The organism is Rhizobium sp. CFBP 8762 (genome assembly GCF_014841565.1).
GTDB lineage: Bacteria > Pseudomonadota > Alphaproteobacteria > Rhizobiales > Rhizobiaceae > CFBP-8762.
Genome location: NZ_JACYUD010000004.1, coordinates 119,667 through 145,285, shown reverse-complemented (window position 1 = coordinate 145,285; position 25,619 = coordinate 119,667). Strand labels below are relative to the sequence as shown.

Annotated in this window: 30 protein-coding genes and 2 pseudogenes; 13 read left to right on the top strand and 19 right to left on the bottom strand. The window is 54.3% G+C overall.

Translation table 11 applies throughout. The features are described 5' to 3' along the window. The first annotated feature begins 41 nt into the window (after positions 1-41). Complete coding sequence (locus IFT84_RS11310) at positions 42-722, top strand: hypothetical protein (RefSeq protein WP_192119409.1); 681 nt, start codon at positions 42-44, stop codon at positions 720-722. After that, positions 694-1,536: a DUF6118 family protein gene (locus IFT84_RS11305; RefSeq protein WP_192119408.1), complete on the top strand. Its 843-nt coding sequence runs from the start codon at positions 694-696 to the stop codon at positions 1,534-1,536. Before IFT84_RS11310 ends, IFT84_RS11305 begins: the two co-directional genes overlap by 29 nt. Before the next feature lie 104 nt (positions 1,537-1,640). Here the strand turns inward: IFT84_RS11305 and IFT84_RS11300 are convergent, their stop codons facing one another. Further along, entirely contained in the window at positions 1,641-1,883 is a 243-nt protein-coding gene (locus tag IFT84_RS11300; protein WP_192119407.1) for a type II toxin-antitoxin system VapB family antitoxin, read from the bottom strand. Positions 1,884-2,138: 255 nt separating this feature from the next. Here IFT84_RS11300 and IFT84_RS11295 point away from each other — a divergent pair, with 255 nt between their 5' ends. Both IFT84_RS11295 and IFT84_RS11290 read left to right on the top strand, forming a co-directional pair. Further along, the gene (locus tag IFT84_RS11295; RefSeq protein ID WP_192119406.1) at positions 2,139-2,402 is read left to right on the top strand and encodes an antitoxin; all 264 of its coding nucleotides are present in this window, start codon (positions 2,139-2,141) and stop codon (positions 2,400-2,402) included. Then, positions 2,399-2,809: a PIN domain-containing protein gene (locus tag IFT84_RS11290; RefSeq protein WP_192119405.1), complete on the top strand. Its 411-nt coding sequence runs from the start codon at positions 2,399-2,401 to the stop codon at positions 2,807-2,809. Before IFT84_RS11295 ends, IFT84_RS11290 begins: the two co-directional genes overlap by 4 nt. A gap of 616 nt (positions 2,810-3,425) precedes the next feature. On the opposite strand, the gene IFT84_RS11285 is transcribed toward IFT84_RS11290, so the two are convergent. From IFT84_RS11285 to IFT84_RS11270, 4 genes are all read right to left on the bottom strand, one after another. Continuing rightward, positions 3,426-3,683, bottom strand: a complete 258-nt coding sequence (locus tag IFT84_RS11285) for a hypothetical protein (RefSeq protein ID WP_192119404.1) — start codon at positions 3,681-3,683, stop codon at positions 3,426-3,428. 109 nt (positions 3,684-3,792) lie between these two features. Beyond that, positions 3,793-5,055, bottom strand: a complete 1,263-nt coding sequence (locus IFT84_RS11280; RefSeq protein ID WP_192119403.1) for a type II toxin-antitoxin system HipA family toxin — start codon at positions 5,053-5,055, stop codon at positions 3,793-3,795. Then, entirely contained in the window at positions 5,055-5,495 is a 441-nt protein-coding gene (locus IFT84_RS11275) for a helix-turn-helix domain-containing protein (protein ID WP_197975534.1), read from the bottom strand. Before IFT84_RS11275 ends, IFT84_RS11280 begins: the two co-directional genes overlap by 1 nt. A 22-nt stretch (positions 5,496-5,517) precedes the next feature. Then, positions 5,518-5,784, bottom strand: coding sequence for a hypothetical protein (locus tag IFT84_RS11270; RefSeq protein WP_192119402.1), 267 nt, complete (start codon positions 5,782-5,784; stop codon positions 5,518-5,520). 319 nt (positions 5,785-6,103) lie between these two features. On the opposite strand from IFT84_RS11270, the gene IFT84_RS11265 reads away from it, so the two are divergent. After that, positions 6,104-7,063 carry a DUF4214 domain-containing protein gene (locus IFT84_RS11265; RefSeq protein WP_192119396.1) on the top strand — a complete coding sequence of 320 codons (960 nt, stop codon included), beginning with the start codon at positions 6,104-6,106 and terminating at the stop codon, positions 7,061-7,063. A gap of 45 nt (positions 7,064-7,108) precedes the next feature. Here the strand turns inward: IFT84_RS11265 and IFT84_RS11260 are convergent, their stop codons facing one another. Continuing rightward, the gene (locus tag IFT84_RS11260; protein WP_192119394.1) at positions 7,109-7,345 is read right to left on the bottom strand and encodes a hypothetical protein; all 237 of its coding nucleotides are present in this window, start codon (positions 7,343-7,345) and stop codon (positions 7,109-7,111) included. A gap of 134 nt (positions 7,346-7,479) precedes the next feature. Between IFT84_RS11260 and IFT84_RS11255 the strand changes: the two genes are divergently transcribed. The 4 genes from IFT84_RS11255 to IFT84_RS11240 all read left to right on the top strand — a co-directional run bounded on the left by IFT84_RS11255 (position 7,480) and on the right by IFT84_RS11240 (position 10,599). Next, positions 7,480-8,169 (top strand): Crp/Fnr family transcriptional regulator, encoded by a 690-nt coding sequence (locus IFT84_RS11255; RefSeq protein WP_192119392.1) that lies wholly within the window; start codon positions 7,480-7,482, stop codon positions 8,167-8,169. 233 nt (positions 8,170-8,402) lie between these two features. After that, positions 8,403-9,068 (top strand): hypothetical protein, encoded by a 666-nt coding sequence (locus tag IFT84_RS11250; protein WP_192119386.1) that lies wholly within the window; start codon positions 8,403-8,405, stop codon positions 9,066-9,068. Positions 9,069-9,167: 99 nt separating this feature from the next. Then, positions 9,168-9,749 carry a hypothetical protein gene (locus IFT84_RS11245; RefSeq protein WP_192119385.1) on the top strand — a complete coding sequence of 194 codons (582 nt, stop codon included), beginning with the start codon at positions 9,168-9,170 and terminating at the stop codon, positions 9,747-9,749. 133 nt (positions 9,750-9,882) lie between these two features. Next, positions 9,883-10,599 carry a hypothetical protein gene (locus IFT84_RS11240; protein ID WP_192119383.1) on the top strand — a complete coding sequence of 239 codons (717 nt, stop codon included), beginning with the start codon at positions 9,883-9,885 and terminating at the stop codon, positions 10,597-10,599. On the opposite strand, the gene IFT84_RS11235 is transcribed toward IFT84_RS11240, so the two are convergent. The 5 genes from IFT84_RS11235 to IFT84_RS11210 all read right to left on the bottom strand — a co-directional run bounded on the left by IFT84_RS11235 (position 10,596) and on the right by IFT84_RS11210 (position 18,768). Beyond that, positions 10,596-13,616, bottom strand: coding sequence for an ATP-binding protein (locus tag IFT84_RS11235; RefSeq protein WP_274603602.1), 3,021 nt, complete (start codon positions 13,614-13,616; stop codon positions 10,596-10,598). The genes IFT84_RS11240 and IFT84_RS11235 overlap by 4 nt on opposite strands. Beyond that, on the bottom strand, positions 13,598-15,175 hold the full coding sequence (locus IFT84_RS11230; protein WP_192119380.1) for an FAD-dependent oxidoreductase: 1,578 nt from the start codon (positions 15,173-15,175) through the stop codon (positions 13,598-13,600). The genes IFT84_RS11235 and IFT84_RS11230 overlap by 19 nt, the downstream gene beginning before the upstream one ends. Positions 15,176-15,724: 549 nt before the next feature. Then, positions 15,725-16,741, bottom strand: coding sequence for an LLM class flavin-dependent oxidoreductase (locus IFT84_RS11220; RefSeq protein ID WP_192119376.1), 1,017 nt, complete (start codon positions 16,739-16,741; stop codon positions 15,725-15,727). A 71-nt stretch (positions 16,742-16,812) separates the two neighbouring features. Then, positions 16,813-17,640 carry an SDR family NAD(P)-dependent oxidoreductase gene (locus IFT84_RS11215; protein ID WP_192119375.1) on the bottom strand — a complete coding sequence of 276 codons (828 nt, stop codon included), beginning with the start codon at positions 17,638-17,640 and terminating at the stop codon, positions 16,813-16,815. 36 nt (positions 17,641-17,676) lie between these two features. Next, positions 17,677-18,768, bottom strand: a complete 1,092-nt coding sequence (locus IFT84_RS11210) for an MFS transporter (protein WP_342212868.1) — start codon at positions 18,766-18,768, stop codon at positions 17,677-17,679. A 37-nt stretch (positions 18,769-18,805) separates the two neighbouring features. On the opposite strand from IFT84_RS11210, the gene IFT84_RS21440 reads away from it, so the two are divergent. Next, positions 18,806-19,366, top strand: coding sequence for a LysR substrate-binding domain-containing protein (locus IFT84_RS21440; protein ID WP_192119373.1), 561 nt, complete (start codon positions 18,806-18,808; stop codon positions 19,364-19,366). Positions 19,367-19,520: 154 nt separating this feature from the next. Here the strand turns inward: IFT84_RS21440 and IFT84_RS11200 are convergent, their stop codons facing one another. From IFT84_RS11200 to IFT84_RS21435, 4 genes and pseudogenes are all read right to left on the bottom strand, one after another. Then, positions 19,521-19,838 (bottom strand): hypothetical protein, encoded by a 318-nt coding sequence (locus tag IFT84_RS11200; RefSeq protein WP_192119371.1) that lies wholly within the window; start codon positions 19,836-19,838, stop codon positions 19,521-19,523. A 55-nt stretch (positions 19,839-19,893) separates the two neighbouring features. After that, entirely contained in the window at positions 19,894-20,064 is a 171-nt protein-coding gene (locus IFT84_RS11195; protein ID WP_192119369.1) for a hypothetical protein, read from the bottom strand. A gap of 61 nt (positions 20,065-20,125) precedes the next feature. After that, complete coding sequence (locus IFT84_RS11190) at positions 20,126-20,554, bottom strand: response regulator (RefSeq protein ID WP_192119366.1); 429 nt, start codon at positions 20,552-20,554, stop codon at positions 20,126-20,128. Between the two features lie 625 nt (positions 20,555-21,179). Next, positions 21,180-21,465 (bottom strand): annotated as a pseudogene (locus IFT84_RS21435) (arginase family protein); the annotation flags it as partial. Between the two features lie 332 nt (positions 21,466-21,797). Between IFT84_RS21435 and IFT84_RS11185 the strand changes: the two are divergent. Further along, on the top strand, positions 21,798-22,334 hold the full coding sequence (locus tag IFT84_RS11185; protein ID WP_192119364.1) for a GNAT family N-acetyltransferase: 537 nt from the start codon (positions 21,798-21,800) through the stop codon (positions 22,332-22,334). Positions 22,335-22,380: 46 nt separating this feature from the next. On the opposite strand, the gene IFT84_RS21775 is transcribed toward IFT84_RS11185, so the two are convergent. The 3 genes from IFT84_RS21775 to IFT84_RS11175 all read right to left on the bottom strand — a co-directional run bounded on the left by IFT84_RS21775 (position 22,381) and on the right by IFT84_RS11175 (position 23,911). Continuing rightward, on the bottom strand, positions 22,381-22,518 hold the full coding sequence (locus IFT84_RS21775; RefSeq protein WP_446737594.1) for a hypothetical protein: 138 nt from the start codon (positions 22,516-22,518) through the stop codon (positions 22,381-22,383). Beyond that, positions 22,473-22,817, bottom strand: coding sequence for a transposase (locus IFT84_RS21770; protein ID WP_446737593.1), 345 nt, complete (start codon positions 22,815-22,817; stop codon positions 22,473-22,475). Before IFT84_RS21770 ends, IFT84_RS21775 begins: the two co-directional genes overlap by 46 nt. A gap of 206 nt (positions 22,818-23,023) precedes the next feature. Then, on the bottom strand, positions 23,024-23,911 hold the full coding sequence (locus tag IFT84_RS11175; protein WP_192119359.1) for a LysR family transcriptional regulator: 888 nt from the start codon (positions 23,909-23,911) through the stop codon (positions 23,024-23,026). A 99-nt stretch (positions 23,912-24,010) separates the two neighbouring features. On the opposite strand from IFT84_RS11175, the gene IFT84_RS11170 reads away from it, so the two are divergent. Next, entirely contained in the window at positions 24,011-24,559 is a 549-nt protein-coding gene (locus IFT84_RS11170) for a hypothetical protein (protein ID WP_192119357.1), read from the top strand. Between the two features lie 23 nt (positions 24,560-24,582). Next, a pseudogene (locus IFT84_RS11165) lies at positions 24,583-24,807 on the top strand (Atu4866 domain-containing protein); the annotation flags it as partial. Positions 24,808-24,933: 126 nt separating this feature from the next. Here IFT84_RS11165 and IFT84_RS11160 read toward each other — a convergent pair. Beyond that, positions 24,934-25,578 (bottom strand): hypothetical protein, encoded by a 645-nt coding sequence (locus IFT84_RS11160; protein WP_446737592.1) that lies wholly within the window; start codon positions 25,576-25,578, stop codon positions 24,934-24,936. Positions 25,579-25,619: the final 41 nt, after the last annotated feature.

Here is a 25,619-nt window from a genome sequence, read left to right as displayed (position 1 = left end):
CGCCAGGTGTGCAACGCAAGACGGACAAACCAGGACGCACAATGTTTGCCGGGCTCAAACTGGGTATCGGTCCAGGTATTGGTAAAGGTATTGGAACCGTTGGAAGCAAGGCACCCAAAGGCAATGGCGTACTGGCACAAGACGCCAAATTGCTTAGTCCATTCGAGCAGGCCGTTGACCGTTACGCACGGGCCTGTGATGCGATAGAGCGGCAGAAGGACCGGGACCTGCCTGTTCTCATGGGCCACACACGGGAAATGTTGGCCGCCACTCAGGCGCTTGACAAGGTTGAGCCCGGATCGGTCGATCTCCTGCGCTCAGCGGTGAAGCATGACCGGCGGATGGCGCAGGCGCTGAAGCAGATGACCGGTCGTGCCCGTAGCAGCCAGCTTGTCGCCGGCATCCATCAGGAGCGTGCGGCACTGGCAGATCCGGCCGTTCGTGCCGATCGCTTTGTCAAACAGTGGCAAGAGCTGAAGATACAACCCCATGGATTGTCTGATCGAGAAACTTTACAAGCCGAAGACACCATTCAGAGCCAGAAGGCCAGCCTTCTTCAGGCACTGGCAAAGGATACTGAAGTTGACGCGATCCTGCGCGATCGTAAGGCGGAGCTCGGGATACGGCAATCGACACCTCAACCCAAACCGGGGCCTGTTGCCGAGAAGCCTGAGCGCGGACCTGTGCGCAGTCGTGGCCCAAGCTTTGATTTTGGTCTCTAACTTTTGTTTTGACGCATTTCCAGACGTAAAAGCGATTCCGCCTTACTGGAAATGCTTAAGCTGGACATGTCATGACAGACGGAACCATGAAACGATGAACGATGAGCATGAGGATGGCGATCCAGCGGCAGCTTTCGATGCCTTGCGGGCCACTGTGGAGCATATGGCTGTTGGCTTGAGGCAAGAGATGGCGCAGATCCGATCCAATGTGAAGACCGCATTGGGTCAGTTCGACGGGCTTAATAACCCCATCGACTACAGTGCCGATCTTGGGCACATGGTTCAAAACCTCAACGACATCAACAAACGGTTGCAAGCAATCGAGCGCTTGAAACTCCTTCAAACATCGGCCGAGCACTATGCCTATGTCATAGAGCGCAGCGGCGAAATGCTTGTCCTGAACGCGGTACGGCAACTGGAAACGCAGGCCAGGGAGCTACAAAGGGCCAGTCTGGTGGTTGCTTCCAGCCTTCCCAGTGCGCGCCAACATCGGCAACAGACCTGGTGGCTAACTGCGGTTGCTATCGCGTGTTTTGGTTTTGGTATCATGTTCACGTTGTTCACCCCGCGGCTCTTTCCAACCTCAGCTGCACCCCGTGTTGCCAGCGTCGTCATGGCCGATACGACCTGGCGTGCAGGCGCAAGGCTCATGCATTTTACCGAACCGCAAATCTGGGGGATGTTTCGGGACGCGCATCACCTGATTGAAGGCAACGAAGCCAACAAAACCGACGTGGCTGAGTGCCGGAAAAAAGTGGAGACAACACAGAAACAGCAGGAATGCACAATCGTCATACCATACGATCCAAAATAGCCGCAAAGCCGGTTTTGTGTTGACTGTTTTGTCCAAATTTACCGACGTCAAAAAAATGTTCTTTCGGTAAAGGATCGCATGCGTAGGCTTCTATAATAGGCTGCTCATGCTTCCCACATCTTGTCGAAGACTTCTTTCGGAAGAGGATTTTTTGCCTCATCCGAAAGTTTGAGATTATATTTTTCGCGTATGCGAGCCGCTGTTTGGATATGTGTCTCGGCAGTTGGGCGACGCCCAATAGCTTCGCGCATTGCGATAATAATAGCATCAGTAAGGCTCACATTCGCCGGCGTTGCAAACTCGCGGGTTAACCTGTCGGCGGTTTTGTTTTTGACGTTAATGACCATGGCCGTATTGAAGACGATCCAATCCCTATTGGCAATCGTATCCGGTAAAATAGATTATAATCTGAGACAGCCCGATGTCAGGTGTTGGCCAAGTTGCTCGTTTGTAATGAGCTTGCCTTCCCGTTTTATTCGATTTGACCACGCTCAGATAGTTTGGTGTATTGCTTGGTTTGGTTTCCGATCTGGAAAATTTGAGGCATTGAAATTTCCTGATAACATGTATATGTAAAAACATATACATGTTGAGGGATGCCTATGTCCAACCTGCAGTCTTATTCAGAACCACGCGAAGCCAAGTTGTTTCGCAATAATAAAAGCCAAGCAATTCGTATCCCCGTTGATTTCGAGATGCCTGGTGACAGGGTTACAATCCATCGCGACGGTGACCGGCTTATCATTGAGCCGGTACGCCGTCGAAACCTTCTTCAAGTACTAGCCGAGCTCAAGCCTCTTGGCCCGGAAGATCAGTTCCCAGAGATTGACGATTCTTTGCTGCCTTCAAAGGACATTGATCTGTGACAGATCTGTTTATGTTGGATACGAACATTGTGTCCGAACTTGCACGCTATCCGCAAGGGCATGTCTCCAAGCGCATATCTGACGTTGGACCTGATGGTGTCTGCGTTAGCATTATAACCGCATCAGAGTTACGCTATGGTTGCGCCAAAAAAGGATCTGTTAAGCTGTTGGCCCAGATCGAAGCAATCCTGAGCAGCGTCAACGTGCTTGCGCTCGATGTTCCTGCAGATGAGAAATATGGTCGTATCAGAGCGGAACTGGAAGCTGCTGGCAAGCCTATTGGACCCAATGATCTTCTGATCGCGGCTCACGCGTATGCTTTGGGAGCTGTGCTCGTGACAGCCAATACAAAGGAATTTTCGCGCGTTAATGGACTGCGTGTCGAAAATTGGATCATCGATGTTTGAGGCCAATCGGCTTTGCTAAGATTCATGTGTAACCGAAGAACTTTGTCATCTAGCATCGCGACATCAACTGATCCCAATGAACTGTTTATCCTTGCCGCAGGGCCGGGCAAGATTCGTATTACCAAACGTCGCGGAAATCACAGATCAAGCCGAATACGTGCCAGTGAACAAATCCCCGAGCGCCCATCGTTTGCGGTAGGTGATCCTGCGTCTCGCCAGATGCTCCGTGCGGTCATTGGCCAGATGGCAGCGCTGGCAGAGGGCCGCAAGATTGTCAGCCTGGTTGTTGGAAAGGTTATGATCGAGATGAGCGCAGGCGAGAAACACCTTTGTCCATTTCGCCTGAAACTCAGGTGGTAGGTCAGGCGGAGAGGGAAGGTTGGTGCGAACCCGTCTGCCTCGGTTGTCTCTCCATCTGGAAATGTCAGCGTCAAACCATCGCCCGTCGGGCAGTGCGCAGATCTGTCTGCCGTGTGGGCGTTCACAATGCTCGCAGCGCCCTTTTGCCCGACGAAACCGGATGGAGATTGACAGCTCCGCCCAGTCGATCGGATAACAGATGGACAAGAAGAATTGTCTGATACTGCTTAATCCATCAGGTATAGGCTTTCGATTTTCACAAGGTAGTCCTGATCGGAAACATATCCTCGCCGTAAAAGTGTAGCTTGATGTGATGACGTCGGCATAACCATCTTACCTTCAATGGCTCCTCATAGCGATCGTGATGGGCATCAACGGCACGGTCTCCGCAGACCTCGCACGCCTGTTTTGTCAGCTCACCCGCCTTCACGGCCCGCTGAACCGCAAGATGCGCATCATATTTGCCAGGGTTGGCGCGACGCCAGTTTGCCTGGCGGGTATTGGTTTTGAGCATCGCTGTATCCTTCCTGAGCCAAGCTTGGAGCGAATAGTTCAGTCATTTCAAAAAAGGATTTCTTTTCTTAACTCGGCATCCTATTTCAACCCTTATATAAGTTTCGGCGTTACCCCAACGCACGGGCATTTTTCATGTCAGTGTGTTCGAAGGCTGGCCGATATGTCCGTATGTCGTTTCGATCCATGCCAAGCCGAACGGCGAGCGTTTCCCATTGTTCGGATATTGTCGTTGCCATCGCAAACACGGACCGTGCCGCTTGATCGTTGCTGAGGTCAAAGAATGGGGCATGCTCTACCAGCACTTCGATACTGGCTTCTGAACCGGACAGCTCCGAGATGGCCGTCTTCAATTCGCGGTGTCGCTCTGGGGCAGGGTTGACGTCAAACATGTGGGACAATCGCCACTGGTTGTTGCCGGTGTAGAGGAAGCCATGGTTTTTGAGATGATCGTCGACGTTGGAAACGAGGATCGTGAACGCCACCCGCTTGAACAGTTCTGTCATGTCACGCTTGGGATCGTCGGAGTGTATGCGGATGGCTTCGGCGAGCTGCGTGTAGGAGCCGGACGTGGCATCGCGTGCCTCCAGCATTGTTTGCGCCGAGATATAGGGCACTCGCCCGTTGCTGTTGCGGTCAAATCGTCGGATCAGGGCCACGGGCAGGCCGTCGCTGACATCGAGGCGCGCTGAGGGCGCATTCAAGCCACACTGCTGCGCAAGATTGAGCGTAAGGACTTCGACCCGTTCAACGTTGTAGGTGTCATAGCGTGATGTAAACTTTGCCAGAAGCAGCGACCCATCGGTGTCAATCACACTGCATTTGGGCCGAGCGCCACCAAGAGCACTTCCGATTTGCCGCAAGCGCTTCAGAGCGGCGGCTGTCATCGGGTTTTGACGTTCCAGATTGGCGATCGACTGGCCAAGCTCGTTCAGCTTGATAATGGGTGGGATTTCATGTCGCCCGCCTGGTTGGCCGGCCAAGAAAGGGGCATTGTCTGCTACCTCTCTGATCCGTAGAGCACCCATGCAGCTGAAGTCGTCGACGGCCAGCAGATAGTCCAGGTCGGTCAGCGGTGCTGTATCCTGGCGGTTTTCTCGGGCATCCCTACGGGTTAGATTGCGACCCCATGAATCCGGCGTTGTGTCAACCAATGGGGAAGGGAGCGCCGATACATAATCAGACTCCTTTTTGAAGAAGAATGGCCCCGATCCAAGGGGCATTGATGGCGCAATAGCGAATGCGCGTGCGTTTGCCATCCACGTGTCGGCATACTCAAAACTGCTGAACTCACGATTGCCCTGAGCTTCAAATCGAAGCGTGCCAACCTCAATACCACCGTTGCCGATGCAGACAGTGTAGGTTCTGGCCATCAGAATCCCTCTCCAAATTCCTCATTGGTTTGAGGAAGGCCTGCTACCGTCCCTGTCGCCTGTTCGGACTGATGTACGGATGCTTTCTTGCGCGGTGAACGGATACGTTGGGGGAGTTGCTGCGCAGCAAGCATCAAGCCGACGTCATCTGCACGGACATCCAGAAGATTTGAAAGACGCTGACCTTCGCCAAGCACGACCAGGACCATAGCCAATGTGGCCAGTGAGACGCCGGGATCGCCGTTTTCGAGACGTCGGATGGTTGGCAACGACACACCAGCACCATCAGCCAGACGCTTTTGCGTGATCTTGCGGCGTCTTCTTGCTGCACTGATGTCTTCGCCCAGCTTTATCAAGCCGTTGGTTGCAGCTAGTGATGGAAGGGACGCGCTTTTCATAATGAAACACGTATATTCTCTAAAACGAGAGAAGGCAAACATATATTAACCGCTGACTGATCCGTTACTGGCTCAAATTGAACCGGTCAAATACATCTTCAACCACTTCCTCCGACTGAAATCGCGGCCCCAGACTGTCGAAGTGTAGCAAAGTAATTTCCTGTTCGTACCGATCTGCACGGAAACAGAATTCAGTTGAAGGTTCATCAAACCAAACATCAGCCCGGTGCTTGACGCCCTTGCTCGCATTGAAATCCTGGCGGACGGTGGCCGACAGTTGCGGCAACTCGAACATTTCATTTTTAGTGCGAATGTAGCGACCGGATTTCATATTAGAGAATCAATAATTTGGTTGTGTACTGCTGTCTAGCGATTTGTGAACATCTTAACGCGGGATTCGTTGAAAACGCTAGGTCAGTTGCCAAATATCAACCTTCGCGGTAGTAAAAAATCAGAAAATATCCTCAAAAATTTTAATGTTTTTCAGTCGTATTTTTTTGATTTATTGATTTTATTATTTTCAAACTGATCCCTCCAACAGCTATAAACAGCAGATAACTATTAAAATAAGAATATTCTTATATTGATATGCAACTATAACGTATAGCAACAGCGTGACCCAACGGTCTAACCAGAAGGATCCTTGTTCAGTGGCTACTATTCAAGGTATATATGTTGCCCTCTTCGGTCGCCCGGCTGACCCAGCAGGCCTCGCTTACTTTAACAGCGTCACCAACAACGGAGCAGACCTCAGAGCAATCGGCAACCTGGCCGGTCAGCCAGAATATACGGACCGTTTCACGGGTCTGAACAACGCACAGGTTATCAACACGATCTACCAGACGCTGTTTAATCGCGACGCTGATGCTGCTGGCCTTGAGTATTTCACTGGAGAGCTGAACAGAGGCAAGCTGACGATCAACAACATTGCTATCGCGATCCTTGACGGCGCCGCATGGAGCACCGACAAGGCCATCGTCACCAACAAAATTGCTGCTGCTGATATGTTCACACAGTCGCTCGATACAGCCGTTGAAGTTGCCTCCTACACTGGTTTGGGTGCTACTTACGCTGCCCGCGCCTTCCTTAGAGGTATAACGACAACTGCAGCTACAAAGTCTGATGTAGACGCTGCTATTAAAACGATGGTGATAGCGAGCAATGCGAAGGTAGCATTTCGCACGGTAACCGAGATCACGGTGGACACAAACCAGGCGAACGACCTGACGGTTAATGCTGGCGCAGGTAACGATTTGTTCTCCATTGATAACCCTGGTACGGTGGGCACGGTGGATGATACGACAATCAATGCCGACTTTATCGAGACGCTAGTAACGATGGGTGAATTCAGCAGCACTGCGGACTTTTTCGACTTCCGTGCTCTAGATGACACAGTCGATTTGAACAATGTTCAACGCGGTAACATTACAGCTGACGCCGACTTGCTTGTTGCATCACCAGCTAATGACTTCGCATTGTTAACATACGAGGAAGACGCATACGTCTTTGCGGAAAGCGCTAATGGCGCTTTGGACGCAGGCGATACCTTAATTACGATCACAGGTATCTCCAACGTTTCCGCATTCACAGACGCGCACTTCATCGCTTAAGCTTACGGCTTCAGGCCGGCATTATTAACTATCCATTGCAGCTCTTCATAGATCGATGCTCTCTCCGCGACTGACCAGATCGGCGCTGACCACGATGAAGTCAGGCTGTGGAACGATGCTTTTGATATCGTCAAGGATTGTCGCAAGCGTTGACGACGTATCGGAAAGCAGATGGTCATCAAAGAGCTCCGGCGCTCCAATGTGGAGGTCGGTCAGGTGAACGAAGGTAGGATGAAGCCTGGGCTGGCCAGAGATCGACAATCCAATGTTGACGCCATCCATTGTTCAGCGGGAAACCAACGCGATAGCCTCAAATGGTCCTGAATACAGCTAGAGGATAATTTCTAATATACGAATACTCTTTTATACTCTATCTAGACGCCCGCTGACCGTGGGGATCAAGAGAGAATTTCGGAATGCAAAGCAGACGAGCTGACTTTTCTACAATTAAGCTGTTTTCCTCTCTCAACGAGCAGGATCGGCAGGCTATTGAGCGCCAGTGCAAGTGGCGCAGTTACAGGCCTCATGAAGTCATCATCGACACCCTTGACGCCGGAAGCAGCGTTTACTTCGTCATTCGCGGAAAAGTGAGAGCCAGCATTTGTATCGCCGCGCAGGCATCGATCATGCGAGACATTTCAGCTGGTGAATATTTCGGCGAAGTCGCGGCCATAGACAACCGGCCCAGGTCCGCAGATATACATTGCCTCACCGATGTACTGGTCGCCTCAATGCCTGCAAAGGTTTTCCTGAACGCGTTTCACACTCATCCGACGGTAGCAATGCAGGTGCTCACGTCGCTGACCGATTTGGTGCGCACCCTGACTGATCGTGTCAATGAAACATCCGCGCTTGCGATGAAGCATAGATTGGTAGCTGAACTGCTTCGACTATCGAGGCCCTCGCGCTCCACAAATCTTCACGTCATAACACCGCCTCCCACTCACACCGAGCTTGCGGCCCGAATTGGAAGCCACCGGGAGGCTGTCACTCGAGAACTCAATGTTCTCATTCGCAATGGCCTCGTGACGCGCAACCGAGGTGCATTTCTGCTCACCGACCGCAACAAGCTTCAACTCTATCTTGACAAAGCGCTGCATGGATAGACTGCGGGAACCGGTGAAGACCGGCAGTGCAAGCCAAAACTACGCCTCTCAGATGCCGTATGGTGATATAATATTCCAGTTACAGCGGTACTATTGGAAAGCCTTGTCATCGGTCTGTGAGGTTTTGCACATTCCGAAATATCTACATGTCCTACCTTCCGAGCATCTTCAGTGCTGAGAGAACGCAGCTCTTGCTTGAAGATACTGCAACCCCAAAAGCAAGGATACAGGATATGTCGACTCTTCTCACGATCAATGTCGTTAACAATCAGGCGGTCAACAACACCTTCTTTTTCTTCCAGCAACCGGCCAGCTACACCGGCGGATCCGCAGTTTATTCGAACAGCCTTTTCAGCCAAGTACTGGCACCGGCGAGCAAGGGATCGTCTCTCACGTTCCAGACGAATGTGCAGTTCTATGCTGGGGTCCAGCAGACAAACAATGCAGTTCCCATTCCGGGCGAGATCAATGGTTTTTCGTCCGCAATTCAGCCGATCGACCTGACGCCTGCCACCGGCTCATCCAACAACTCGACGATTATGACCCCGACCCCGCTCAGCCTAACGCAGGCAAGCCCGACCCCGGGCGTCCAGCAGGGCGCGTTTCGCATCACGACCGGTATCTACCAGCCACCGGCACAGCAATTCTACGCCGGCTCGGCCATGAGTGCCAATGGACAGATCGTTCTCTCGAACTTCGTGCTGGCACAGCCGCAGCAGAACATCGATTGCCAGCCGGTCCTGAAGTTTTATGTGGGAACCGGTACCTACACTGCAGGCGTGAACATGAACTTCACGCAATCTTCGCAGAACGCAGCTCTTTGCGACTTTACCGGCGGTTATTCCGTCGCCAATGTCGCCTACAACACTGATGGCAACTGGACCGTCAACATGAACTAAACCGATCAACTGCTCCCCTCGAAGAGGTCTCTATCGGAATGGCCTTTTCGTCGGGATGCAGCCCACCTCCCTGGTTGAAGAGCTTTGGCAACACGGCCAATGCCGCCTGACGCGTGTATCGTGTTTTTGTTAAGCCGTGCCCTAACAATGTTCCGCACCGTTGTAATGAAGGAGAAACTTATGTCGCAAAAGAAAAAATTTATTGGATTTCTTGCGCTCATCTCGGCTGCCACTTGCAGCTTTGCAGGGCAGACGCTGGCGCAGGTGGCCAAATGTCAGGCTCTGACGCTTTACGGCAATGCCGCCCAAACCGGCCTTTGCAAGTCGCTCAGTACCGGCAACCATTGGGTTTGCGCACTCGCCGACAACCCTGATATCCACTTGACATTGAATAACGCAACGGCTCTTCACATCACCGTCCGCACGCCGGCTTGCGAAGGCAACGCATATCTCGCGGGCGCCTGGCCCGCAAATCTCACGCTCGCCGCTGGTCAGCCGACGGTCATCTGCGGGGTCAATGTTCAGAACTACGTCGCCAGACTTAACGCGCAACCGCAATCAGCTGCACCGCCGACCTGCCAGACGAGCTTTGTCAACGCGCAGGCCGCCAACAGGATCGACCCGGCTACGGCAACGTTTTACGTTAACAATTGCAACAATCCTCCGCCTCCGTGCCCTTGAAGAGATAAACTCCAGCTTCATCGATCAGCTTTCGCAAGAAGCGTGCAATATTTACCGTCCCGCAGAAGCCGGGGCGGAGTTCAACTTGGGCAGTCGGCGATAGACTATGGTGCACACAGGAGGGATCGTGACAATGTCAGCTCTTTTCAAAATTGTTGTGATCAACAATTCTTCGCAGTCCCTGCCCTTCTCACTATTTCAAGCCGCGTCCAGATACGACAGTCCCGCTGAAGTTGTTTCAACGAGCCTCGACTGCCAGCCTTTAAGGCCCTTTAGCCAAGCAGGAACAGCACTGTCATTTTCAGTCGATCCACAAGTGTACGCGGGCGCACAGGAAACGATGCCCAACAGTTTCTCAAATTCAACGACCGAAAGTTACCTCCTTTCGCGATCGCTTGCGGCCGCGGCCGCCTCTCAGACAACTGCAGTGCAAAAGGTGAGCCCGACGCAAGGCACTGGCAGCAGTTCAGCCAACTTCACGATCATGTCGGTGGATCCCGTCGGGCTGTCGCCTGCCGTTGCAAGAGAGAATATTTCGCCGGGAGCCTTTTGCATCTCGGTCCCGGCCTACACACCGCCTGTTCCATCTTATAAAATCGGGAATGCGGCGGTCAATCAGGATGGTTCCGTCATCCTGTCCAGCTTTATTCAGGCGCCGCCCAACCAGCTCGTCTCTATTACAGTGTTGCAGATCTTTTACGTCGCTGCATACGCCTACCCCACCGGTAGCGTGATTGATTACGCCACGGCAACGTCCTCGGCCGCAGAATGCGACTTCTCCGCAGGCTATACGACGTATACCGTCAGCTATGGGCCCAATGGAAGTTTTTCAGTCAGGGCAAGCTACTAGCGGCCTCCCAATACGGCTGTACCGGTAGGCAGTTTTCGTAAAAGATGCAGGCCCCACCTTTCACCGCTGAGCAGTTCGTTCTCCAACATTTCCAAGCTCCCCGGTGGCCTCGCATTGCCGCAGGCAAGAAACAAAAGCAAACGGAATGTCGGCCCCATAAAATAAAAACCTTGTCCGGCGAGCTTGTTTCGAGCGCGGTAAAATATGGCGCTGCCATTTTCCACATCGCCCTTGGCAGCGACAGATATGCCTTGCAGCATGACCGCAAAACACTCCCAGAAGCCCAACTGATGCTTTTTTCCAATTGAACGGAGTCTTCTTTGATGACCGGCGAGTTGTTTCCAATCCTGTCGCAGACCGGCCGGTAACGCAGCGCCGAAACACAGCGTATGGCAGAGGGTGTGTATGTGCCCATGCGTTTCAGCGGCGGAAACCGCTCGCTGGCTGGCTTGAAGTGCAGTATCCGCATCGTCAACAAAAGCTGAGATAGCAGCAAGGCAGCACAAGACTGTAATGTAATTGTCAGTTGCGCCAAACTGACTGAGCGCTGGAATATGCTGGTCATCCCTAAATTCCTTGAGGAAACTGTCCAGATGGGCGCGAGCCTGCTCAAATTCGCCGCGAAACATGAACGTCGATCCGAGCATGCGATTGACAATCAGAGACTGAAGGCTGTTTGTGGCAGCGGGTACTGCATCTGCAAGTCCGAGGGTAAGACCATGTGCCGTGTCTATGTCGCCCTGCGCGAGATGATCGAGCCAACGGATAAAGACAGAGGAAAGAAGACGGTCGGAGCCTTCGAGCCGCGGGACAAGTTCCTCAATTCGTTTGGTAACCTCGGCATTCGCCGCGCTGTAACCAGCTGCCCCGACTATTGCGGGATAGAGTAAGAGGAGCGTGTCGGCTTCAAACTGCAGTTGCCAGCCATCCGCAGACGGCGGTAATCGCCGGGTAAGATCCAGCGCGCGACGATGCAGCGAAGCCGCTTCGGCATCGGCGGACTGGGCGGCAGCTAGCCGTCCAGCTTCGCCAAAAAGAACAGCGGCCTCCTTTAGTCTTTCCGCCCGTTCCAGATGTTCGGCCTGGATCAAGGGGTGGACAGGCATACCATCGGCAGCTCTCTCTGAGAGAACGTCGGCGATGCGCCCGTGCAAGAGCACCCGGTCACGACGCAAAATCATCTCGTAGGCGCAGTCGAGTATCAGCTGATGCCGGCAGATGAGAAGATTCTCCTCTCCATCTGCAGACGAAAGCCGAACCTCCGCTAGCCCGACGGATGTTATTTCTTCAAGCGCTTTATCGATACGCTCATCGTCCGAACACAAGCCGCGAAGAAGCGGCAAGGAAACCGATCGTCCAATGCATGACATCAGCCGCATGAGAGGCCGCCCGACAGTCAGGCGCGCGATCCTCGCCTGCAAGCGCTGTTGCAAACTGGAAGGGAGGATTTCCTTGGTGGTTGTCTCATGGCGCCTGCTTTTAGAAGGCTTGAGTTCGAGGGCCAATTCCTCGGCAAACAGGGGCACTCCTTCGGAGCGGTTCGCCAAGGTGCTGATAAGCGTTTTTCCAGCCCTTTCCCCGGACAGGAGGTGAGCGATTATCTTTTTTGTATCGGCGGGCGGCAATGGTTCGAGTTCAAGCAAATCCATATCATTTGGGTGTTGTTGGATGCCTCGCCATTTGGCACCGGCCTCATCACGTGCGCCCGTGATTACCAGAAGACCCGGCATCCGTCTCGCCAGCAGTCTGGAAAGTGCCTCAAGGCTCGAAGGGTCTGCCCAGTGGATGTCGTCGCACCAGAAAATACGCGGCCGGTCCCCGGCAACAAAATGATCGATAAGCTCGTCAATCAGGGCGCTACGGCGCGCGCGGCGGGTGATCGCGTTTTGGTCCTTATGCGTGTTAAACGCGTCGAGAAACCGCATCGAAAAAGACGATTCTGGTTTGTCGGTCCGCAACGAATCGAGAAATGCATGCAGAGCAATAGCTTCACTCTGTGGCTGACAGGATATCCGGCGTACCGTATACCCGGAACGCTCGATAGAGGCGACAAATTCAGTCGCAAGTCGAGATTTTCCAATTCCTGGTTCGCCGACGATTTGGACAGCGCGTGAGCCACCCGCTTTGACGGCGGACCATGCCTCCTCAAGCTTTCTGAACTCGTGCGTGCGACCAAAAAAGGGAACGCGGATGGGCTGACTCGTTATCGCGGCGGACAGATCCCCCGAACGCTCTCCCTCGATTTCGAATATTGCCAAGGGAGATTTGATGCCCTTCAAGCGGTGTTTTCCAAGCGATCTGGTACGGAAATGGTGTCCAACGAGCGAGACGGTCGTTTCCGAGGCAACTACGTGGCCGGGTTTGGCGACCGATTGCAGGCGCGCGGCGAGATTTACGGTCGGGCCGATGGCGTGACCTGCTCCAAAACTACCCGAAGGCAGGTCCTTGTCGACCACAACCAGGCCGCTTGTAACGCCTACGCGTGCTTCCACCCTTTGACTGCGCAAGGTTTTCAGCGCGGCAACCTCCTTTATCATGCGGCAGGCACTGAGAACACCGCGCAAGGCAGCATCCTCCATGGAAGTCGGGTACCCGAAATAGACCAACACCCCGTCGCCATGATGTTGGGCGATATATCCACCAAGAGGAACGGCGGCGGCCTCGACTGCAGAATAGTAACGGACCAACAAATCCCAAAAGGCTTCAGCACCCAAACATTCAGCCAGTTGTGTGGAGCCTACCAGGTCGCAGAAGAGTACGGTGAGATAGCGTAGTTCGGCGCCAGGACCCGCCTCGTGCTCCCGAGACAGTTCAGGCAAATGGTGAAGGATTTTCCGCCGGTGGTCAGGTGCGCTTATTCCAATTTCCCTGAGATCGGACTCGCGTAGGTGAGGCAGGACCTCGAGATCGACGATGGCTGCACCGAAACGCTCGGTGTATTGCTCCAGGTCGAGGTCTTGCAACCAAGCGCGGACCTCTCGCCGATTTCGGGCGCTTTTCACCAAGACGGCTCGCATTCGATTGGATCCGACAATCCAATGTCGTGATCCTTCCAAGTGGGATCTACTACCGGCACGATACTTTGTGGATAGGAGAAAACGGCATCGGGATCATACTTTAACTTGACCATCCCAAGCAGAGGATAAACGGCTCCCCAATAATGAGTCCCGAACTCCAGATCGACAGGACTTGGATAGTTTTGGTAGACGAAGCCACTCCAGAAAGGGGCAATCAATTGGCTCCAGCCCTCGATATAACGCAACATCTCCGCCTGTTCCGCTTCGTTCGACCAGAACACGTCAAGGAACAGATCACAATAGACCGCTCGGTGGATGAAGGCATTACCCAGCGCCGGCTGGCTTTCGATGGCACCTCCGTAGATTTCCATAGCAGCAATCGTATATGGACTCGCGGATGTCAAAAAATACTGAAGGAGCTTCAGCCATTCTTCCGGTGCTAGCTCGCGATCGATGTAACGGCTTAGTTTTGCCTCAGGGGGCGGCATCGGTGTCATGTTGGGCGGGAAGTCCGGAACCTCATAGGGCTCGGTAAGCAACATTTTGTTGAGCGACGAATATGGTTGGCTGTTGTAGAGTGCCTGAAGCGTAGCCCCGGGTAAGGCCAGTACCGGATGAAGTATTGCCTGTAGGTTCTCATGCGATCCGCGATACATGCCACGCATCATCATGACGGGTTGTTTGCCTGTAGGCTGCGGCCCCTCGAACGCCCATATCATTTGATAGCCGACATCTGGGGGCGCATGGGCGCGCATGAAATTCTTCTGCAGCCAGCTTAGTGCTTTTGCAGCATTTTCCGCTGCAGCGTTATCTGCCAGCGACCAGACAATTGAAAAGCCGGAGAATTTCTCACCTTCATAGAGCCGGTATTTGACCCCCATCAGGACACCAAAGTTGCTTCCGGTTCCGCCACGAACAGCCCAGAATAGATCGCGGTTAGTCGTCGCATCCGCGTAAACCATGCGACCATCCGCTAACATCACACGCACCGCTATCACCTGGTCGCAGTTCATGCCGAAGATTCTTGCAGTGAAGCCATAACCTCCACCCTGCATGTAGCCACCAACGCAGACGTCAGGGCATGCGCCGCCCGGTGTATGCAGCCCGAAAGCTTCAATCTTGGCATTGAACTTCCTGAAAGTGGTGCCCGGCCCCGCCCAGACGGTACGTTCGCTGACGTCGACGACAACATCATTAAGGCGACTGACGTCGATCAGGAAACCGTTCTGCGCCGAAAAGCCGCCCGTACTGTGTCCGCCCGAGCGGACAACCACGGGCAACTTCCGCATCCGCGCCCATGACAGGCAGGTGGCAACATCGGAATCCACCTCACAATAGACGATAATCGCGGGAAATGCCGAGAACCTGGGATTAGATAACATGCGCGCTTGATCGTAGTCAGGATCACCAGGCAGAACGACCGATCCGACAATAGATATCTGCAAGCTCTTCAGATCATTGAACGCTGACGTTTTCTCGTCACCAGTCCAGCTTTTAAGAGTATCCCACGTACTAAATTTTATGAAATGATCACGGGCGCGGCTGTCGTACCAAAGCATTTGTCTCCCCTTTCGACATAGTTTGTCTTCACGCGATCATGCCACGCTAAAGGCACAAATAAAACAACCGCAGCGATTTAATATTTTAATTTCTAATATATTCAGAAACAAAAAAATGAAGTGCACCCCATGTCACCAGATAGATCGGCTAAAGTATTTTTGTTGAACAAGCGGAGGTTTGAGGTTTCATCGCCCCTGAACATAAAAGGAGCACAGATATACGGCAGGCGGATCAAATAGAGAACGGGACCGGCGTTGGTGTTTTCTTTGCCAATCGGGGAGGGCGGAGCAGATCCGCTCTCTTCGCCCGGATTCATGAGAGCTCATCCCACGAGGGACACCAAAAGACAGCGAGCGCCATCATCGTCCACCTTGAGCGTCCGCGCCCCGTCCGTGGAGAGTTGTTGTGCTTTGTCCTGTAATCAGTAGGAGTATCGTTGAGTCCGTCTGCCATGTTCCTAGTCTCTCTTGGTAACTGAACATGGCAGACGCTCAATGGTTCCGGTCGGCGAAGGGCTCCCGTAGATTGGTTTAGACGGGTAATGCGTCTTACAACTTCCTTGCTACCGGTGCGGATGTTTTGTCCGTGCCCGCAGCTTCAACAATAAGTTCCAGAGATCGTATTCTGGCTTTATGGTCGAACATGTCGGACACGATCATCAACTCGTCGGCCCGTGTCTCCGCAATGACCGCGTTGATGCCCTTGCGGACGGTTTCGGGCGATCCGATGATCGACCTTTCCAACATCCTCCCTGCCTGGGCCTTTTCCGACGGCGACCAGTAAGTCTCAATGTCATCAATCGGTGGAAGCGTGAGCTCGTGGCTACCTCGGAACATGCCAACGAATGACATTTGCTGGGATGTCGCCAGCCTGCGGGCTTCCGCATCTGTGTCGGCGGCGATGATGTTGATGCCTATGGCGACGTACGGACGGTCGAGTTGCTCGGACGGCTGGAAGGCGTTCCTGTAGATGTTGAGAGCGGGGAGGAGATAGTCGGGCGCGAACTGTGATGCGAAGGCGTAAGGCAGGCCGAGCTGGGCCGCCAGCATGGCACCGAAGTTACTCGAGCCTAATATCCACAGCGGTACATCCGTCCCTGCGGCTGGCACCGCTTGGAGGCGCTGGTTCGGACTCGCTTCTGCGAAGTAGGCCTGCAGCTCAAGGATGTCTTGCGGAAACTGATCCGAGGCTTCGGGCGGGCGGCGAAGTGCGCGTACTGCCATCTGGTCCGTCCCGGGCGCGCGGCCAAGGCCGAGATCAATGCGGCCGGGGTAGAGCAGGGCGAGGGTGCCGAACTGCTCGGCGATAACGTAGGGGGCGTGGTTGGGCAACATGATCCCACCTGAGCCGACACGGATGGTTTTCGTGCCTCCGGCGATGTGACCTATGACGACGGCGGTCGCGGCACTCGCGACAGTCGGCATATTGTGATGCTCGGCGACCCAGATGCGGTGATAGCCGAAGCGTTCCGCATGAGCGGCGAGATCACGCGCGTTGTTCAGCGCCTGACCAGCGTCGGTCTCGGTCGTCACCCTGACGTGTTCGAGAATGGATAGCTTGGTCATGATGCGGCTCCGTAATCCTGAATGATATGCGCTCGCTATCCATGTATGAACGGCGAGCGCGGTTTCCCATGTCAGCCCTGCGCTTTTTCCGAAACGTCGCGCCAGGATTCCCATGTGGCCAGGCGGCCCTGATAGGCACCCGTGATGTCACCGACGGCGCTTGCGCCGAGGGCGAGACGAAGCGGCGGGGTGTCGCTGTCTACCAGCTTCAGGATTGCCGACGGGGTCGCCTCGGGTTTACCCATCACGTAGTTCGCGAAAGCAGCAGCGAGACCGTCGCGGACACCCTGATAAGCGGGGTTCGGCTCCGAAGTCTTGGCAGACGACGGGTCGTTGAAGTCTGTCGCATAGCCCGCTGGCTCAATGAGTGTGACCTTGATGCCGAGCTGCGCGACTTCCTGTGACAGGGCATCGAGCAGCCCTTCGACCGCGAACTTCGAGGCGTTGTAGATGCCGAAGTTCGGGAGCGAGAACACGCCAAGGACGCTCGACACGGCGATGATGTGTCCGGACTTCTGCTTACGCAGGAACGGCAGGGCTGCCTGTGCAACGAACATGGTGCCGAACAGGTTGGTGTCAATCTGGGCACGCGCCTCGGGCTCGGTGATCTCTTCGACCGCTCCCTGATGGCCGTAGCCAGCGTTGCTGAGGACGACGTCGAGACGGCTGAAGTGCTGATGGGCTTTGGCGACCGCCTCGAAGACAGCATTCCGATCGGTGACATCGAGCGAGATCGGCAGAATGGAGTCCCCGAACCGCTCGACGAGCGGACCGAGCGCGGCTGTGTTGCGTGCGGTCGCCGCAACCTTGTCACCGCGTTCGAGTGCCGCCTTGGCCCAAAGATGGCCGAAGCCTCGCGATGCGCCTGTGATGAACCAGGTCTTTGTCGAAGTCGTCATTGTCTTTCCTGTCATGCTTGCTGGATAGATTGCTAGTTAGTGAGCGGCGACTGGTTTTGTCGGATTGAAACCCGCACCATGGGCGCCGAAAGTTCTGATCAAGGCGACCATGGCCAGTGCTGGGATCAGGAGCAGGAGAAGCGACCATGGGAGGGCGGCGGGTCCGAGGTGATCGAGAACCAGGCCGCCTGCGACGGCTCCGCCAGCGATCCCGACATTCCAGTGCGTGACGATCATGGACGTGGCGACATCGGCGGCGCTTCCTGCAGCCCTGAGCGTTGCAGTCTGGATGAGCGGCCCAAAACCGCCGAACGCAAGACCCCAGATCGCTGCCGCTGCGTAGACCGCCAGCGTCGATCCGGTTGCGAAGGCCAGTGTCACGGATGCCACCATGAACAGCGCCAGGCCAACGAGGATGAGTGGGCGGAGGAACTTGTCGATCAGCGCGCCCGTGATGAAGATGCTGGCGAGCGCAACGAGGCCGAACACCAAAAGCACTCGGTCGGTCTGACCGACAGTCCCGAGAAACTGAAGGAGCGGTGCGATGTAGGTATAAAGGATGTTGTGCGCAAGGACGAAGGCCAGTGTCACGAACAGCGACGGTCGAACGCCGGGCATCGTGAAGACGGAGAGCAGGGATGGCTTGTCGCCGTCCTTGTCTTCCCCTGCGAAGTCCGGGACCTTCCACATCACCCACAGTATCAGGAGAACTGAGATGGAACTCATCAGCCAGAATGCTGACTTCCAACCGAGTGCAAGGCCGACGAAGGTCGCGGCGGGAATGCCGATGGACAGCGCGACGGGCGTTCCTGCCAGCGCGATTGTCATCGCGCGTCCCTCCATTCCTGGAGGCGCCATGCGTGAGGCGTAGCCCGCCATTAGCGCCCACAGCAATCCAGCAGATACGCCGCCGACGAACCGGGCGACAAGGACGACGGCGTAGCTGTCCACGGCCGCTGTTATCGAGTTGGCCAGAAGGAACCCGATGAGCGCCGAGATGAGAAGCCGACGGCGACGCAAGGTGCGGGTTGCGGCCGTCAAGGGTATGGCTGCCAGGAAGGAACCGATCGCGTAAACGGTGACGAGCTGCCCCGCCGCCGACTCATCTATCCCAAGACCGGCTGCGATCTGGGGAAGCAGTCCGGCGGGAAGTGCCTCGGTCAGGATGGTGAGAAAGCTCGATCTCGACTACAGTGACAGGATCGTAGACGTGGTTGAGGAAGGCTTCGACGTGGTGATCAGGACGGGGGCAGCTACGGACAGCCGCCTGGTGCGCCGGAGCCTTGGACGGTTCAGCGGGCAAATAGTCGCTTCTCCGCAATATCTGGAGTTGCGTGGCCGTCCCGAAACGCCCGAGGAACTCGCCTCGCATGCCTGCTTACGACAGAGGTCGCCCGCGACGGGCAAACTTGCGGAATGGCCGCTCATGATGGCCAACAGTATCCATTTCACGATTCCGGAGACCATAAGTGCGACGACGATCGAGCCGTTGATCTATCTGGCGGAAAAGGGGTTCGGGATTGCGTTTCTGCCGCCTTTTGCCGTCTACAACCAGATTGCCGACGGGTGTCTGGTACCTCTTATGGACGACTACATTCGAGAGACAGGGGAGTTTGCCGCGCTCTGGCCAACCAGTCGCCATCTCTCGCCGAGGATCAGGGCATTCGTTAACTTTCTTGCCGAGCGCTTGCGTTTCGATATGAGCGAGGTCGCTTTGGTTCGTTGATCTGGCCGAATAAGATGTTCGGAACCTTTGGGAGCGCCGTCTTTCCTACGCGTGACACCGTCATTGATGTGTCACAAGAAGCGTTGCTGGCTTCGGCCCACGACGCTGGCATCAAAACCAATTATCAATCTTGCATTCGCCTGGCAGTCGAGGCTCACTGGCTCGCAGTCTGATTGCGCCGTTGGAGACGATCAATCACGATTGCCAACGTTCGAATTTCTTCAGCAGCATCGAGCAAAGCCGTCATTAACGTATCATAGGGACAGAGATGCGCTGTCGCAGACAGCTTTTCAAAGCGCGATAAGATTTGCAGTTCGGATTGAAGAAATGGGATACCCGTCTCGGCCCTCATGCTGCGGATCATCGCGATTGCAACACGAAACATCTGTCTAATTTCGATGTTGCACAGAGGTGTCGGACGATTCACATTTCGAATAATAAGTGCCACAAATTCAGCTGGCTGTATGTTCATGGGAGAACCCGGCATGGTCAATCAGAATAATGACGGCTGACTGGCTTCGATGGCCTTATCCTGTATTGATACGGCTTAACCGTTCAACCGCTCGCGTGTGACGATCAGCTTCGCTTTGCAATCGCTGCAACACCCATTTCTCTCTAGTCGCTTTACTCATTTCTCGCAGAGCCTTGGCTTCGGCGCGCGTAACCGTGCTTTTACCGACTGACTGAATATCTGGCATGTTGATGGTCCTAGTGGACCCTCATAATCGGCAGGGCTAACATTAGTTCCCCGATTGTTTATCAGCTTCGGGTGGACCTATGAGCCATTTTCAGAAGCGGCTCCGGTTTCTGGCCGTCTGGCAAAAGCTCCTGAAGACGATCATGGATGACCTTTGAGGAAAAGGGTTTACTGACAAAAACTGCACCGTCCGGCATGTCGCCGGGCCCTGGTTTGATCTGGCCGGAGGCGACCAGTATCTTGATATCCGGCCAGTCCCGAGCGCAGTGCCTTGCCAGATGGAAACCATTCATCTGGCCTGGGGGCATCTGAACGTCTGTAAACAGCAACTGTATTGAGGCCCCGGCTTCTTTCAGGATCGAAACAGCATCATCATAGCCAGCGGCCTCATGAACCCTGAAGCCTGCTTCCTGCAGAATGTCGGACGCATCCATTCTCAACAACGGATCATCGTCAGCCACGAGTGCGTAAGGTGTCAAGTTATCCTGCATGCGTTGTCCCCTTTGATGTGCGACGAACAACGCAATTCACGCTAAAACGATCCCGCGTGCTTGTCGTACACGGCGACTGTACTGACGCTATTGCGTCTGCATTTACGCTGCCAAAAACAGGAGTTCACAGCGCGCAAAGCCGTTCCACGGGAATGCTTTATAGAGGACTAACATGACGTCGACTTACAAACCTTGCATTACGCTGGCAGCTAAGCGCACCACATCAGAATATTTTAAAAAACAGATAATGTAAAAAATGGAACTCAAAGTATGTCGATATGAGGCAGAGGTTGTGCCGATCTCAGGGAACCGTTGGAACGATAATTAGGACGTCTCGGCCGTGATCGGCAATGTCGAGCTAGAAAAAGTGGGGGTAGCTGCTCCCTTGCATGATCAACGCAACGTGTGATGCGGCTGACGGCCCCGATGAGGGGAAAGTCACCAAATCGGAAAGCTCGCGATCTCCATTGCCTCTGACGGACAGTAAGGCCGGACGTTCCCTATTACTGCAAGGGTACCATAGCTGTGTTGACATGCTTGGCAGTTCATCGTCGTTGGCAAAATTATATTCGTAATATCGCATATAAAAAGCTTATATGAGTAAACAGAGCTGAGGTTCCGTCGATATCCGCGTGTACGTCAGGCCTCCCTGCGTCCGCGCGGCCAGGCCTGGCATTATGCTAGGATCGATGCTGTCACAGTGAGAGTGATGACGACCCGCGCGCCGTCCAGAATTTGTTGCAGAGCGGCCTCAATACCATGGTTGTTCCGACACAGCATAGCGCAACCTAGACGATACCGGTGACATGCGGCATCTCGCTTGCCCGCCGCATTGGGCTCGAATAACCGTAGCGTTTACCATTCACCTTGTCGCGCCAATCGATGTGGGCATCGATCTGGAGAAGGGGTCTGAGTAGCAACGGAACAGAAAACCTACATAAGCCGGTCGTCGTCAGACGGGAGGAGTCGCGTGTACGGCAGTGGGTGGACAGCTTTTAGTTTTTCCAATGGTAAAGCTGCCCCGGACTGCGTCTCAATCCATCACCTCTTGCGGATATTGGTCGACGTGCTTGGCGCCAAAGCGCAGGCTTGAACATCAATGCGTGGCCCATGGGTGCTGCCCCGAACTTTCCTTGTCCGCCCGCAGACTACAACTTGTCAAAACTCCGTCTGCAGTGTGCTATCCGGTAGTACTGATCGTAGCTGCAATCTGGTAATAAAAGTAGGCTTTGAGGATACCGAAATGGCCGTGTTGCAAACAGCAAACCTACTGCTCAGTCCTTGCAGCCCAATTGACTGCGCTGACTTTATCGATTTGGAACGTGATCCAGAGGTGATGCGCTTTCTAAATGGCGGTGCAGTCGACCATGAGAACACCGATCCGAACAAAGTCACATTCCTTATGCCCAGAGGAAAAGAGCCTTACGTTTGGACGGCGCGTCGGAAGGAAAATGGCGAGTTCGTCGGCTGGTTCTGTCTTTTCCCAGAGAGCGAAAAGCTAGCCGAAGTCGGGTATCGGCTACGGTGGCAAGATTGGGGCCAGGGATTAGCGTCGGAGGGCGCCGCTGCTCTTGTCAACTGGGGGTTCAACATTGCCGGTTATGACAAGGTGGTGGCTTGCACCATGATGGTGAACCAAGGATCGCGGCGGGTCATGGAGAAGATCGGCATGAAACATACCCGCACTGTTCCCTGCAATCCTGGCAACCTTTCCGGCAGTGAGCATGGCGAAGTCTGGTATGAGGTGACGCGCGCGGAATGGGCCGGTAATCAAACATGATCAAATTCTGGCGACGAGATCCTCATGTAGGTTTTCTGTTCCGTTGCTACTCAAACCCCGCAGCGCATAGGCGGCTGGGAGGCAGAGGTTCGAGCAATGGAATGGCAACAGGCGCATCGCCGCGCTGCCCAGGTGTAATCAGCAGCGCGATTGGACGGCCGCGACTATCGACAACAGCATGGATCTTTGTCGATCCGCCGCCGCGCGAGCGACCGATTGCTTCAGCATCGGCCTCCCTTTTCCGCCGGCAGCTGATCGCTGCGCTTTTGCAGTGGTGCTATCAATCAAGTGAATGTCTCTATCGCTCGTTTGCAGCATGGCTTCAAACAGTCGCCGCCACATGCCTTTGGCAGACCAGCGATGGAAACGGTTGTAGATGGTTGTTGGAGGCCCACAGCAGGCTGGACAATCTTGCCATTGGCAGCCGGATCGTAGGACATGAATGACCCGCTGATGACCCGGCGGTCGTCCGTGCGATAGCACCGGGTTGGTTGATTGGAAGCAAAGGAGCAATCACCGCCCACTGCCGATCGTTAAGCCAAATTCTCCTGCCATGGTCCCAATCTCCAATTAAAGCAGAAATGAACCATGACATACGCAGATCATCAATAGCTTGATTGGGTTTGGACACTAAAGCATTTCCAATAAAAGCGGAGCCGCTTTCAGATCTGGATAATGTGTAAAAACCATTATCGCCGCCTTCGTATGTGATCGATCAAAGCTCGCAGTTTCGGAGCCATGTTGCGGCGCTCAGGAAAGTACAGGAAGAAGCCCGGAAAACTCGGCAGATAGTTTTCCAAAATCGGGGTCAGTTCCCCGGACTCTATGTAGGGACGGAATGTGTCCCTGACCCCGAACGTTATCCCGGCGTTGCTGAGAGCCAAACGCAACATGAGTCGAAGGTCATTGGTCGTCATATAAGGGTGGATCACAATGTCAAACGGCACTCCGTCCTCCTCGAACTCCCAGCGGTGCGGTGCGATGTTGGGCGCAGGTCGCCAATTTATACAGCGATGGTGTGCCAGATCCCTCGGGTGTTCCGGCGTTCCACAGGTGGTAAGATAGGCAGGTGAGGCAACCGCTGCTTCGCGCTGCGGAGGCGTGATCGACACAGCAATCATATCTTTTTCGATCACCTCTCCAAGCCTGACGCCAGCATCGTACCCTTCCGCCACAATATCAAATTCCTCGTCCGTAACGGTTATGTCGATCGTGATATGGGGATAGGCTGAAGCAAAAGATGCAAGAAGAGGACCGGAGAGAAAATCCTCCGCAATAGAGGTCACCGCCACACGGAGATGTCCCCGTGGTTCGCTGTCGACTGCCCCAAAATCAAGCGCTTGTATAATGTCAGAGAGCGGTCGACCCAGGTCGCGTTGAAGTTGTTCGCCCACCTCCGTCAGATGGACGGACCTTGTGGTTCTCGCAACCAAAGCAGCGCCACATGAATCCTCCAGCCGACGAATGCCCTGACTGACAGCCGACCGGGTAACGCCTAAACGATCAGCTGCCGCACGGAAATTCTTTTCCTCAGCAACCGCCAGAAAAACAGGAAGCAAATTCAAATCAAGCTTCATTGTACAAATTTACTAACCAATGACGTTACCAAAAAGAGACTACACTGAACATTCTGATCTGTCTATCTGATGCTTTCCAACATCAATAAGGAAGTTACCTTGAAACTCACGACATTTCGAACCGCAGTACTCGTCATTAGCGCCCTTGTTCCACCCGTTTCGGCAAACGCTACGTCCTGTCAGCAAGAAGGGGCAAATGCGCCTCTTGCTCTTCACAAAGAGTGGATCATGAAAGGCTGGGAACGCGACGAAGGCGACAGCGCGTATGATTTTGCCAATAAGCTTGGTAAATTTTATGATCTAAACAACACGAAAGGGGTTTTCTGGGACAATTTTGCACCGGGAGATACGCAGCTTTTTAACGATGCCGCCCGCTATGGCGACAACTGGAAAAGCCTGCAGGACGCTGCCCGTTCGGTCCGTCATGGTATCCGCGATGGAGATGCGTTGGTTGGCGATGATGTCGCATCGACAACACTTGGTTTTGTCGGTCGGCTGGAGCGTTTAACCGGCGAGGTCATTGCCTTTGATGCCCGCTCACAGCTGGCATGGACATGCGTCGACGGAGCATGGAAGATTCGTCATGAGATCAATTATGCCTGGGTTGTAGAGCCGAAGTCAATTGAACCCGTGTTGGGTCAGAAATGACCAGCGTTCAGAAGCCAAAGACATATGTGGGGATGTGGGTGACATCCGATGGGCATATTCGTCACGATCTCCTACCAAACGGTCGCTACGATGAAGCGCGTGGAACGCGGGTTAGTGCTTATCAGGGCCGATACGAAGTCAAAGACAACCACATCGAGTATTGGGATGACACTGGGTTCACGGCCGATGGTGACTTCGTCGATGACGTTCTCCACCATGCAGGCATGGTCTTTTATCGTCGGGAGTAGGGATGCCGTTCTGCAAAACGCAGTTGGTCTGCTACACGGGGTTATCGTAATTCCGTGTAGGTGTCTTGAGGGATGACCGACTGAGAGGCTGGTGCGTTCATTCTTCGATTTTCAGATTGAGAAGGGTCAGGACTGCCTCCACAGGAAACCGTCACGATCGAACTCCTGCCATCTTCGCAGTTCAGCCGCTTCATCATTCAGGCCGTGGTCGGACGTCTCGTCCGACTTCTGCTGCTTGTTGAGCGACCGCGTCAGCTTGGCATGGTAGGCAGCCTTTCGCCGTCTTTCAGCCTTCGCCTCGGCGTCCTCTACTCGCCATTCGTAAACGGTACCCCGGTCCATAAGGTCTTCGACGACTTTGGGATCAAAGACATGGAAGGTAATTTGCCGAGCGCGACCGTTCAGCCGGACAGTTCTCGTCCCGGCACTTGGAAGGCGTCCATCGGCAAGCCAGCGATGCCGTTCGGTGCTTTTGATGGTCAGGATGTCCTGAATCTCACGTGGGATGACGGGGAACGTCTCCGCTTCCTTCATCGCCTTTGTGACGACGGATGCTGCTGCATTGAACGAGGCCTTCGCTGCGACAGGCATCGCCAAGGTGATCTCGTTGCCTTCCAAGGAAATAGACTTCTTCGCGCTGACGGCGAGGCGAGCCTGGATCTCCTGCACAATCCCTTTCGCGCGCACGGCCGAGCCCATAGTCGCTGCAGGTGACAGCCTCCAGGTCCTGATCAGTTCATTGTCGGTCATTTCGTTTTTGCGCGGCATCATTTCTAAATGGGGTGTATTGCGTGCGGGGTCAACGAAATGGC